This is a genomic window from Ruegeria sp. CDSB086, assembly GCF_059611065.1.
Window position 1 is genome coordinate 293,193 of record NZ_JBXWOV010000002.1, and the last position, 12,379, is coordinate 305,571.

At 57.6% G+C, this 12,379-nt stretch carries 11 protein-coding genes and 1 tRNA gene; 7 read left to right on the top strand and 5 right to left on the bottom strand.

Annotated elements, in window-relative coordinates; translation table 11 throughout:
* Positions 1-73: 73 nt before the first annotated feature.
* The 5 genes from AC2FIO_RS05085 to AC2FIO_RS05105 form a co-directional block, all read right to left on the bottom strand.
* A tRNA-Gly gene (locus AC2FIO_RS05085) sits at positions 74-148 on the bottom strand.
* Positions 149-284: 136 nt separating this feature from the next.
* The gene (gene nagA, locus AC2FIO_RS05090; protein ID WP_496696075.1) at positions 285-1,421 is read right to left on the bottom strand and encodes an N-acetylglucosamine-6-phosphate deacetylase; all 1,137 of its coding nucleotides are present in this window, start codon (positions 1,419-1,421) and stop codon (positions 285-287) included.
* Positions 1,418-2,446, bottom strand: a complete 1,029-nt coding sequence (locus AC2FIO_RS05095; protein ID WP_496696076.1) for an SIS domain-containing protein — start codon at positions 2,444-2,446, stop codon at positions 1,418-1,420. Before AC2FIO_RS05095 ends, nagA begins: the two co-directional genes overlap by 4 nt.
* 19 nt (positions 2,447-2,465) lie before the next feature.
* Positions 2,466-3,215, bottom strand: coding sequence for a GntR family transcriptional regulator (locus AC2FIO_RS05100; protein WP_282151717.1), 750 nt, complete (start codon positions 3,213-3,215; stop codon positions 2,466-2,468).
* Entirely contained in the window at positions 3,202-4,077 is an 876-nt protein-coding gene (locus tag AC2FIO_RS05105) for a glucosamine kinase nucleotide-binding domain-containing protein (protein ID WP_496696078.1), read from the bottom strand. The genes AC2FIO_RS05100 and AC2FIO_RS05105 overlap by 14 nt, the downstream gene beginning before the upstream one ends.
* Positions 4,078-4,246: 169 nt before the next feature.
* On the opposite strand from AC2FIO_RS05105, the gene AC2FIO_RS05110 reads away from it, so the two are divergent.
* From AC2FIO_RS05110 to AC2FIO_RS05140, 7 genes are all read left to right on the top strand, one after another.
* Complete coding sequence (locus AC2FIO_RS05110; protein ID WP_496696080.1) at positions 4,247-5,134, top strand: N-acetylmuramic acid 6-phosphate etherase; 888 nt, start codon at positions 4,247-4,249, stop codon at positions 5,132-5,134.
* Between the two features lie 25 nt (positions 5,135-5,159).
* Entirely contained in the window at positions 5,160-6,413 is a 1,254-nt protein-coding gene (locus tag AC2FIO_RS05115; RefSeq protein ID WP_496696082.1) for an ABC transporter substrate-binding protein, read from the top strand.
* A 72-nt stretch (positions 6,414-6,485) separates the two neighbouring features.
* Positions 6,486-7,400 carry a carbohydrate ABC transporter permease gene (locus AC2FIO_RS05120; RefSeq protein WP_058275594.1) on the top strand — a complete coding sequence of 305 codons (915 nt, stop codon included), beginning with the start codon at positions 6,486-6,488 and terminating at the stop codon, positions 7,398-7,400.
* A gap of 10 nt (positions 7,401-7,410) precedes the next feature.
* On the top strand, positions 7,411-8,250 hold the full coding sequence (locus AC2FIO_RS05125) for a carbohydrate ABC transporter permease (RefSeq protein ID WP_496696085.1): 840 nt from the start codon (positions 7,411-7,413) through the stop codon (positions 8,248-8,250).
* Positions 8,247-9,281 (top strand): Gfo/Idh/MocA family protein, encoded by a 1,035-nt coding sequence (locus tag AC2FIO_RS05130; RefSeq protein ID WP_496696087.1) that lies wholly within the window; start codon positions 8,247-8,249, stop codon positions 9,279-9,281. Before AC2FIO_RS05125 ends, AC2FIO_RS05130 begins: the two co-directional genes overlap by 4 nt.
* Positions 9,278-10,273: an ABC transporter ATP-binding protein gene (locus AC2FIO_RS05135; RefSeq protein WP_496696089.1), complete on the top strand. Its 996-nt coding sequence runs from the start codon at positions 9,278-9,280 to the stop codon at positions 10,271-10,273. The genes AC2FIO_RS05130 and AC2FIO_RS05135 overlap by 4 nt, the downstream gene beginning before the upstream one ends.
* A 214-nt stretch (positions 10,274-10,487) precedes the next feature.
* Positions 10,488-12,377, top strand: a complete 1,890-nt coding sequence (locus tag AC2FIO_RS05140) for a PhoX family protein (RefSeq protein WP_496696091.1) — start codon at positions 10,488-10,490, stop codon at positions 12,375-12,377.
* Positions 12,378-12,379: the final 2 nt, after the last annotated feature.

Below are 12,379 nucleotides of genomic sequence, written 5' to 3' on the forward strand. Positions count from 1 at the left end.
CAAGCCGGGTCAAGAACCACAATATATGACCAAACATAAAAGGGCTATTTGACGCAGAATTTTAGGGCTGATTTGGAGCGGGCGGCGGGAATCGAACCCGCTTCATCAGCTTGGAAGGCTGAGGTAATAGCCAGTATACGACGCCCGCTCAGCGCTGGTCGGTTTAAGCGATGCGTCAGATGTCGTCAAGCGCCGTTCGAAGCCAGATTTCAAATTCGTCGACAAAAATTGACAGGCGGTATACCGCATCCCGCAGCCAATCGTTCTGGCAGTTAAAGACAAACTCAAGATTGTGCGGGCAGCCATTCGCAACGGCTGAAATCGGCAGATATCCGGATCACCGAACCGTATTCTAAGACCGTTGGCGGGGCCAACCCGATCAGCTGAGCCGGATAAGAAGTGGCCGCCGCCAGTGCGTCCTGCAACGGCACACCGACTTGGTTGACCAGCACACCAACGGCGGTCGTCAGGTCCAGGTCCGCGCCGGCCAGCGTTCCGTCCGCCAGTGTCAACCTGCCTTCGGTTCGCGTGATTTTGCGACCTTCAAGGGTGAATTCGGTTTGATCCGTACCGGCCACAGCCATCGCATCGCTGACCAGAAAGATTTGACCCGGCGCAGTTTTCGCAGCCCAGGCAGCGCGCATCGCGGCGGGGTGCACATGGACACCATCGGCAATCAACCCTGCAGACAGCGTTCCGCTGGCCAGCGCCGCGCCGACGAGGCCGGGTTCACGATTGCCCAATTGGCTCATCGCGTTGAACAGATGGGTTACGCAACGCGCACCGGCGGCAGCATACCGCTGGCAAGTCGCAAAATCCGCATCGCTGTGCCCGAGCGAGACAAGGATACCAGCGTCGCTCATGGCGCGGACTTGCTTCTCGGACACACCCTCGGGGGCGACAGTTACCTTCAGGCAGGGAAGTGCATTAGCCGCTTCTATCAGCGTGTCCAGATCCGATGGTTCCATCGGCCGTATCAAATTACCGTCGTGCGCCCCTTTCCGCGCGACCGACAAATGCGGCCCTTCCAAATGCAGCCCTGCGACGCCCGGCACTTGTGCTCGCACTGCCTCGATCGTCGCATCTATTGCTGCGCGGGTTTTGGCGGGTTCGTCGGTGATCAGAGTGGGCAGCAGCGAAATCACCCCCAATCGGCGATGGGCACCGGCAATTCTGCGGATCGTTTCGACCGACGGATCATCGTTGAACATAACGCCATCGCCGCCATTGACCTGCAGATCCACAAAACCGGGGCTGAGGATATCGCCGTTCAGATCTACAACGTCCTTTTCCTGGGTCACCTCAGCGTCGGGGAAAACTTCACCCACGCGCCCCTCGCGAAAAATAATCGCGTGGTCGTGCAACAATCGGCTGCCGTCAAAGATTGGCCCGTTTCGAAAGATCACCTTGCGCTCTGTCATACCGTCTCGGTCACTTTCTTAAGGTGCCGCGGTGCGTCCGGGTCGATCCCCCGCGCACTGGCGACGGCCTCTACCATGCTGTAAAAAGACGTAATCGCCGTTATTGGGTCGGTGATCCAATGATCCGTTCGAACCACTGGCAGAGCCTGCGCGCGCGATACTTTGGTGGTCGTCGCAAAGACCGATGCCCCTTTTTCCGCCAAGGCATCAGCCGCATCGGCAGTCGCCCGTTCGGCTGCATCATTGGCTGCGAAGCAAATCACAGGAAATCCTTCTTCGACAATCGAAACCGGACCATGCAGCACTTCGGCCGCTGAATAGCTTTCGGCGTGAATTTGGCAGGTCTCTTTGATCTTCAATGCAGCTTCGTCAGAGATCGCATAAGAAGGACCGCGACCAAGCGTAAACAACGAGCGCCCGGTAATTTTTTCGGCTGCAGCCGACCAATCGCAATGTGCCGCCCGCGCCAGGTATTCGGGCAAGGATTGGATCGCCGCGATCAATTCAGCATCCTCTTTGACCTCGGCCAGCAGCCATAGACCGGACACCAGCGAGGTCACAAATGTCTTGGTTGCTGCGACGCTCAGCTCTGGTCCCGCGTGCAGTGGTAGAACCGCATCCGCCACGTCGGCCAGGCGCGATCCAGAGTTGTTGGTCACCGCAATTGTCAGTGCGCCAGAGTTTCGCAAAGACCCTGTGAGGCCAACGATATCCGGGCTTTGGCCTGATTGCGAGATGGACAGGCAGACAGATCCTTTTGACCTCAGATCCACCCCGTAAATCGAACTGACGGACGGCCCTACTGAGGCAACCGGTAATCCAAGAAGCAGTTCACTGGCATATTTCAGATAGCTGCAGGCATGGTCGGATGATCCCCGGGCGACCGAGATCAAAAAACGTGGATCCGTATCCCTTACGCTTTGCGCAGCTACTCGAATATTGTCTGCCCCCGAGCTGAGCAATCTGTCGACGGCATCAGGGATCTCCAGAATTTCCTGACGCATTTTCGAGTTCTTTTCGGACATTTGATCCCGGTCCTTCCGGTTATAGGCGCAATTCAGCGACAAAGTCATAAGCGTCGCCGCGGTAGAGCGACCGCGTCAGTTCCGCGACCCGCCCGTTTTTCAGAAATGAGATACGCTCGATGTTCAGCCCCGCCGCACCTTCGGGCACCTCCAGCAGTTCGGCCTCTCGCGCAGCAAGATTGAGGGCTGAGATCTTTTGGACGGCGCGCACCGGGCGGCAGCCCAGACCATCAAGCACTTCGTACAGAGACGTCGTGACTTCGATCGGATTCGGTAGAATATCCAGAGGCAGCGCAGCACGTTCCAGCGCCAAAGGACGCCCGTCCGCCTCACGCAGGCGGTAAATGCGGGATATCTGCTCACCCTCTGACAGATTCAGCGCAGTGACCTCTTCCGGGGTTGGCGCAAATACTCCGCGTTCCAACCACTTTGAAGTTGTCTCCATTCCTCGGCTCGACATATCTTCGGTGAACGAGGTCAGGTGTTTCAGCGATTGTTCAACCCTTTGAACACGTTCCCGAATGAAGGACCCTGACCCTTGGCGCTGCTCGATCACACCTTCCTGCACCAGCTCCTGAATCGCCTTGCGCACGGTTACGCGGGACAACTCAGTAATTTCCACCAGTTCCCGTTCGGATGGCAGCGATGAGTTCGGCGCAAGGACGCCCGTATCGATCCCCTCTTGCAACCTGCGCCGCAACTGCACGTAGCGGGGACCATTTTCCGAGGTCAGCCAAAGATCAGAGCGTAGGAATTCAGCAATGCTCATGCGGGACCTCCTTCGCCAAAGCCAGTGCCCCGGCCAACGGCTCGCCCGATGGAGGGCGTATCTCTGACTGCATGGCAGCAGGCAGATAGTGCGCATAATACGGAGAGATTCCGCCGGTCAGGCAGATCGCGACTGCTGGCTGCCATCCGAGACGTGCCGCCATATCGGCGATGTAAGTAGCACCGGCCTGCATAATTTTTCTGGCGACGTCGTCTCCGGAAACTGCTGCAGTGGTAACCATCGGGGCCAACGCGCCGAACTCTGTCGGCGTCGCCCGCCCGGCAAATTCGACGATCCCTGCACTACCGCCAAAATCATCCAGAAATTTCTGCGTAAGATCGCTAGTGACCTGAATTCCATCCACGGAATTCAATGCTTCTGCCAATGCAAAACGACCAACCCATTGCGCAGATGCCTCATCCCCCAATACTGGCCCCCACCCCCCGGCAAACCGCATCACCCGATCCTTCTGCGAAGCAACAAAGGACCCCGTGCCACAATGGGCGATCAAGCCGTCCTGAGACGCGAGCGCGCCCCGCAGCGCGGCTGGTCGATCATCGGAAACGCACGCCCGCGTTAGGCCCAGCGCGCTCTGCACGCGACGGGCAATATGGTCATCTGTGACGCCAGCCAATCCGACAAAGGCGGGCAACTGAGTCAGATCCTGAACATCTACAGCAAGCGTTTGCGCAATCTGGGTGATCCCCGATTTCATCTGCAGGACGGACGCATCGAAATCTGTCGAGACATTGGCAGCCCCGGTTTCAACAGAATGGACAATACCAGCGACTTCACATGCAACCCGGCATCGGGTTCCGCCACCATCTATGGCTAGTACAGCATTGCTCAGAGACTCAGTCATGACAATACCATTATAATACCTATTTGAATTTAGGAAGGCCAAAATAGGCCAGTTTCTGCAGCTTTTCTCTGTTTTGATGCAGAATATGTTGATTTCCACTGAAAAAATAAAATTATGGACAAGTGGTATTGAATAGGTATTGTATTGGGAACCGCAAAGGGGGATTCTTTTGACGCTGCCGCCGACCGAACAACTGCATCCAGACGCCAACAAGCTGGACCCACAAGACCCTGTCGCCTCTGCTCGGGCGCTGGTTGAGGGGCAGATTGCAGCCGCGACCTCAGCGCGGGGCGCGTTGGACGCGATCGCGCAGGGCGGCAACGCCATGGCGCAGACCATCCGCGCGGGCGGCGTGCTACACTATGTGGCCGCAGGCTCGTCCGGGTTGATGGCCGCTGCCGACGCGCAAGAGCTGGGCGGCACCTTCTCAATCCCTACGAACCAACTCCGTATACATATGGCAGGCGGCCTGCCTACCGGCGTCGAAATGCCCGGAGGCGCAGAAGACGAAGCCGACGGACTAGCGGACGCGCTTTCGACATTGCAACCGACGGATACGATCATCGCAGTGTCCGCAAGCGGATCGACGCCATACACCCTGACCGCCAGCAATATGGCACAGTCACAGGGCGCAACGGTTATCGGAATTGCCAATAACGCAGGCAGCCCTTTGCTGGAAAGCGCGGATATTCCGATTCTTTTGGCAACGCCGCCGGAATTGATCTCGGGCTCGACGCGTCTGGGTGCTGGAACAGCTCAGAAAATCGCTCTGAACATGCTGTCGTCTCTCATGGCGCTGCAACTTGGCCATGTTCACGGCGGCATGATGGTCAACCTGCGCGCCGACAACGACAAGTTGCGCGCGCGGGCGACGGGGATCGTCGCGCGGATCGCCAAAGTTGATACAAAAAAAGCAAAACTCGCGCTGGACGCCGCGAACGGAGACGTGAAGCCGGCGGTGCTAGTCGCTGCACGTGGCATATCACCCAAAGATGCCTCGGCCGTTCTGGACGCAAGCGGCGGGGTTCTGAAATCCGCACTGGAACAAGATAAATAACTGCTAACCAACTGGGAGAACACGAATGAAACGCAATAGCCTGAAACTGGCCTTACTGGGCACGACCCTGATGGCTTCAAGCGCCTATGCCGAGGACGTCACGCTGATCATCGAAAGCTGGCGCAATGACGACCTGACCTTGTGGCAGGAACAGATCATCCCGGCGTTCGAAGCCAAACACCCTGGGATCAAACTGCAGTTCACCCCATCAGCTCCGGCGGAATACAACGCCGTGCTGAACTCGAAACTGGATGCGGGTTCGGCCGGTGATCTTATCACGTGCCGTCCGTTTGATGCGTCGCTGGCACTGTATGAGGCCGGGCACCTGACCGATCTGTCCTCGGTCGACGCGATGAGCAACTTTTCGGACGTAGCCAAGTCGGCATGGCAGACGGATGACGGCTCGGCCAGCTTCTGTGTTCCCATGGCGTCGGTGATCCATGGCTTCATTTACAACAAGGATGCGTTTGCTGAGTTGGGCATCGAAGTCCCAACGACTGAAGAAGAGTTCTTTGCCGCACTCGACAAGATCAAGGAAGACGGCACTTACATCCCAATGGCGATGGGCACCAACGATCAGTGGGAAGCCGCCACAATGGGCTACAACAACATCGGCCCGAACTATTGGAAAGGTGAAGAAGGTCGCCAGGCCCTTATCGCTGGCGAACAGAAACTGACGGATGAAGCCTGGACCGCTCCCTACGCCACTCTGGCACGCTGGGGACAGTATCTGGGCGACGGGTATGAGGCACAAACCTATCCCGACAGCCAGAACATCTTCACCCTGGGCCGGGCTGCGATCTACCCTGCCGGATCGTGGGAAATCGCTGGCTTCAACACACAAGCCGACTTTGAGATGGGCGCGTTCAAGCCGCCGGTCCAAAACGCGGGCGACACTTGCTATATCTCTGACCACACGGATATCGGCATCGGCATGAATGCTGCTTCCGAGCACCCCGAGGCCGCTGAGACTTTCCTCGCGTGGGTCGCAAGCCCCGAGTTTGCCGAAATCTTTGGCAACGCCGTACCGGGCTTCTTCCCGCTGTCCAACACTCCGGTCGAGCTGGCAGATCCGTTGGCCAAAGAGTTCGTCGGTTGGCGCGACGAGTGTGAATCGACCATCCGTTCGACATATCAGATCCTGTCGCGCGGCACGCCGAACCTTGAGAACGAGACCTGGGGCGCATCCGTTGCCGCGATCAAGGGTGCCAACAGCCCCGAAGAACTGGGCGCCGACCTGCAAAAAGGTCTGTCCTCCTGGTACGCTCCGCACCAGTAAGCGCTGATCTGACATATACCCGGGCGGCGGTGATCGCCCGGGTATCCCCGACACCCCATTGAAAGCAGTCCCATGAACCGCCCCCGCTTCCGCTGGCATATCCTTGTGTTTCTTGCACCGGCCGTTCTTGTTTACACGGCGGTGATGATCTTCCCGCTGTTCAACACGCTGCGTCTGGCGCTCTACACCGAGATTGACCAAAGCCGCGTTTTCGTTGGATTGCAGAACTTTCAAACCCTGTTCTTTGATCCGATCTGGTCCGAACAGTTCTGGAACGCCTTGGGCAATAACTTCTGGTTCTTCCTGATCCACATGCTGGTTCAAAACCCGATCGGGATCGCCTTGGCCGCCCTGCTCAGCCACCCGCGCCTGAGGTTTGCGGCCTTGTATCGGTCGGCGATCTTCATTCCCACGATCCTGAGCTTTGTGATTGTCGGGTTCGCGTGGAAACTGATCCTCTCGCCGATCTGGGGCATTGCGCCGTCGATGCTGGATGCCGTCGGGCTCAAGTCGCTGTTCGCCCCATGGCTGGGGAAAGAGGAATACGCCTTGACCACACTGGCGCTGATTTCGGTCTGGCAGTTTGTCGGCATCCCGATGATGTTGATCTACGCCGCCTTGTTGACCATTCCGGAAGAAATCCTTGAGGCTGGAGAGATCGACGGGATCACCGGAACTGCGGCCTTCTGGAAGATCAAACTGCCGCTGATCCTGCCCTCGATCGGGATCATCTCGATCTTGACCTTCGTCGGGAATTTCAACGCATTCGATCTGATCTACGCGTCACAAGGCGCGCTGGCAGGACCGGACTTCTCGACCGATATTCTTGGGACCTTCATGTATCGCACATTCTTTGGCTTCCAACTTCAATTGGGTGACCCGCATATGGGTTCGGCTATCGCCGGGGCGATGTTCGCCATCATCCTTGTGGGTGTCTGTATCTACCTGTTCGGCATCCAGACCCGGATGCGCCGGTATCAATTGTGAGGGCCACGCGATGAACAAAGCACGTCATAACCCCCTCAACATGGTCGCGATGCACGGCGCGCTGATCCTGTACGCACTGATCGCGCTGTTTCCGGTCTTTGTTATCCTGATCAACAGCTTCAAATCCCGCCGCGCGATCTTTCGCGAACCACTGGCCCTGCCCAATGCGGACAGCTTCTCGATGATCGGCTATGAGACGGTGATGAAGCAGGGAGATTTCTTCCTGTATTTCCAGAACTCGATGATTGTCACCGTGGCATCGCTGTCCTTCATTCTGTTGTTTGGCGCGATGGCCGCCTATGCGTTGTCGGAATACCAGTTCAAGGGCAACCTGATCATGGGGCTGTACCTCGCGCTGGGGATCATGATCCCAATTCGCATCGGCACCGTGGCGATCCTTGAGATGATGGTGGCGACCGGGCTGGTAAACTCGCTCTGGGCGCTGATCCTTGTATACACGGCCCAGGGACTACCATTGGCGGTATTCATCCTGTCTGAATTCATGCGACAAGTCAGCGACGACCTGAAAAATGCCGGGCGCATCGACGGATTATCCGAATACACGATATTCTTCCGCCTTGTCCTGCCTCTGGTCCGGCCCGCGATGGCGACCGTGGCCGTGTTCAACATGATCCCGATCTGGAACGACCTTTGGTTCCCGTTGATCCTCGCCCCAGCCGAAGAAACCAAGACCCTGACGCTGGGAAGCCAAGTGTTCATCGGCCAGTTCGTGACCGATTGGAACGCGGTCCTGTCGGCCTTGTCGATGGCCATTCTGCCGGTGCTTGTCCTATACGTCATCTTCTCGCGCCAGCTGATCCGCGGCATCACATCCGGAGCAGTCAAATGACCCGCGTACTGATTGCAGGCCTTGGTAATATGGGTTTGAGCCACGCGCTGGCGCACCATCACCATCCCGACGCGCAGATCGTTGGTTTCGTGAACCGGTCCGGCCGTGTGGATCACCCGGAACTCATCGATTACCCGGCCTATTCCGATTTCGACTTGGCACTGGCCGAAACCAAACCCGATCTGGTCGTGGTCGCCACCTACTCTGATAGCCACGCGGATTTCGCCTGCGCGGCGATGGAGGCTGGCGCACATGTGTTTGTTGAAAAACCGCTGGCCACTAATGTCGCCGACGCCCGGCGTGTGGTCGAAAAAGCAACGCGGCTGAATCGTAAGCTGGTGGTTGGATATATCCTGCGCCATCACCCCTCTTGGATGCGGCTGATTGACGAGGCGCGCAATCTTGGCGGGCCCTACGTGTTCCGGTTGAACCTGAACCAGCAGTCGTCAGGCGCGGAATGGGAAACGCATAAGGCACTGATGCAGACGACTTCGCCCATTGTCGATTGCGGCGTGCACTATGTCGACGTGATGTGCCAGATCACCGACGCGCAGCCCGTCCGGGTGCATGGTATGGGCCTGCGCCTGTCGGATGAAATCGCGCCGGATATGTATAATTACGGCCAGTTTCAGGTGGTCTTCGACGACAGCTCTGTCGGCTGGTACGAGGCTGGATGGGGCCCGATGATGTCGGAAACCGCGTTCTTTGTGAAAGATATCGTGTCGCCCAACGGGTCCGTTTCGATTACCGATGGGAACAAGGGTGCGTCTGCCGACATCGACGGCCATACCAAAGTCGGCGGCTTGCTGGTCCATACACCGCAAGGCGACCACACCATCGAGATGCCGGACGAACCCGGCCATCAAGACCTTTGTGATGCTGAGCAGGCTTATATGCTGCGCACCATCGCCGAAGATATCGACCTGACCCGTCATATGAATGACGCCGTCCAATCGCTCGCCATTTGTCTGGCTGCGGATCAAAGTATCCGAACCGGCCAGCCCGTTTCCCTTGAGGAGCCCGCATCATGACCGCCCTGACGCTGAACAATGTGAACAAGTCCTTTGGCAACGTGCATGTCCTGAAAGACATCACGCTGGAGGTTGAAGAAGGCGAATTCGTCGTCTTTGTCGGCCCGTCGGGCTGTGGCAAGTCCACCCTGTTGCGCGTGATTGCGGGGCTAGAGGATGCATCGTCAGGTGAGATCAACATTGGCGGGCAGCAGGTCAATCTGGTGCCACCATCCAAGCGTGGGATCGCGATGGTTTTCCAAAGCTATGCGCTCTACCCTCACCTCAGCGTTCGGGGCAATATGACCCTTGCGCTGAAGCAGGAAAAGCAGCCCAAATCGGAAATCGAAGGCCGTGTCGCCAAAGCCAGCCGGATGCTGAACCTTGAACCCTATTTGGACCGTTACCCGTCCGAGCTGTCAGGTGGCCAGCGCCAGCGCGTCGCCATCGGGCGCGCCATTGTGCGTGAACCTAAACTGTTCCTGTTTGATGAGCCGCTGTCCAATCTGGACGCCGCCCTGCGAATGAACACTCGGATCGAGATCGCCAATCTGCACCGTGCTTTGGATGCATCGATGATCTACGTCACCCATGACCAGACCGAAGCCATGACGTTGGCCGACAAGATCGTTGTTTTGCGCGATGGTCAGGTCGAGCAGATCGGTAGCCCGATGGAACTGTACAACAACCCCGCAAATCAATTCGTCGCCGGGTTCCTGGGCTCACCTTCCATGAACTTCCTGCCTGAAGCGTTAGTTCAAGAAAGCGGTCAGAACACGATCGGAATTCGCCCCGAGGACCTGTTCCTGTCAGATGACGGCCCGCTTGCCGCGCGTGTCAGCCATGTGGAAAAGTTGGGCGGGGACACCAATGTGATAGCCAAAGTTCAGGACCACGACGTCACAGCCCGTTTGTTTGGCCAGCATGCCATCGCCGAAGGTCAGGAGTTGCGATTCGGATATGCATCCGAGAAGGCCTATCGCTTTGACGAAGCAGGGCAGCGGCTGGCTTAAACCGGCATACTGCTGGGATCACACAACCTGATCGTCACAACAACATTTTACCAAGATAACAAGCGCGGCTGGCAGAAAGCTTTGGTATGCTTTCGCCAGCCGATTGCTTTTTCTTGAGGGCCAAATGAAGCCATTAATAATGTTGTTAAGAACATGTCACAAAGTCGCCCTACATGCCTTTCATCGACTACTCTAAGACAGCCAGGAGCCATTCATGAAAGACGTTGATACCACCACCCTGTCCGCCGACGATTGGGACGAGCTGCATTTTCCCCGCCCTGAGGAAAACGATTTTGATCGCGTCGTCGAAAACGCCATCTCGCGCCGTGGGTTTCTGGCTGGCGTAGTGGCCTTTGGCTCGGGTGCCGGCGCAATGGGCACGGGCCTGCTGGGCTCAACTGCAGCACACGCTGTTACGGCCTCGCGCTTTGCCTTTACTCCGATTGCCGCACAGACTGACGGCACTGTTCACGTACCTGAAGGCTATGAGTGGAAGGTTATGACGCGCTGGGGCGACCCGCTGTTTTCCGATGCCGACGGCTATTACATCACCGATGGTGGCCCAGTTGAAAAATCGGACCGCATCTTCGGTGAAAACACCGACGGGATGGAGACATTTTCATTCCAGGGTCACGAGTTGATCGCGATCAACCACGAATACCCGAACCGCAAGATCAACCTGCCCGCCGCGCAGGAAGGTGTTCCGGCCAACGCCGACGATGTTCTGAAGTTGCAGAACATTCAGGGTGTCACCGTGATGGAAATCACCGAAGGCCCCGATGGCTGGTCGGTCGTCAAGGACAGCCCTTTCAACCGTCGTATCCACCATAACACGCCGATGAAGATCGTTGGCCCGGCCGCTGGTCACGACCTGCTGAAAACTGAAGCTGATCCGACCGGAACTACGTCGCTAGGTACGATGAACAACTGTGGTGCGGGTAAAACTCCGTGGGGTACCTACCTGACCTGCGAAGAGAACTTTAACGGCTACTTCGGGTCCAGTGATGAAAACGCCACTTACGACCAAAAGGTTGCAGATGGCTTCAAACGCTATGGCGTCAAAGCCGAAAGCTGGAACGGCTATGAACTGTTCGATCCGCGTTTCGACACGTCGAAAAACCCGAACGAACCGCACCGCGCGGGCTGGATCGTCGAAATCGACCCGACCAAGCCCGACAGCACGCCGGTCAAGCACACCGGGCTGGGCCGTTTCAAGCACGAGAATGCCGAGGTCACTCTGGCCGCAGATGGTCGTGTTGTTGTCTACATGGGCGACGATGAGCGGGGCGAGTACCTGTACAAGTTTGTGTCGAATGGCACCTACCAACCGGGAGGTGAAACCGAGGGCCTGCTGAACGACGGCACGCTCTACGTCGCCAAGTTCAACGACGACATGAAGGGCGAATGGCTGGCTCTGACACCGGAAACCACCGGGATGGACGAAGCCGATATCGCAATCTTTACCCGTATGGCCGCGTCCAAGGCCGGCGGCACGACCATGGACCGCCCTGAATGGGTCGCATCCAGCCCTGTTGCGGTAGAAGCGTATTGCTGTCTGACCAACAACAAGAACCGCGGCGTGAAGGCTAACGCCGGTGGAGATGACACCTCGGTCAACGCCCCCAACCCGCGCGAGGCCAACAAGTACGGTCAGATCGTGCGCTGGCGCCCCGCAAATGACGACCACGCCGCCGAAGGGTTCGATTGGGACCTGTACGTGATGGCGGGCAATCCGACGGTTCACTCGGACGATCGCGCCGGCTCGGCAAACGTGAATGAAGGGAACCTGTTCAACTCGCCCGATGGCATGGTGATAGACTCGACCGGGTTGATCTGGATCCAGACGGACGGCAATGACGACAATGAAGGAGACTTCGCAGGCAACGGCAACAACCAGATGCTGGTTGGTGACCCGATCACCGGCGAGATCGCGCGCTTCATGACCGGCCCGAACGGCTGTGAGGTTACCGGTCTCGCCTGGTCCAGCGATCTGCGCACCATGTTTGTCGGCATTCAGCACCCCGGCAGCAATTGGCCGGACGGCGGCACGCCACGGTCGTCGGTTATAGCAATCAAACGTACCGATAACGGTCTGGTCGGCTAATC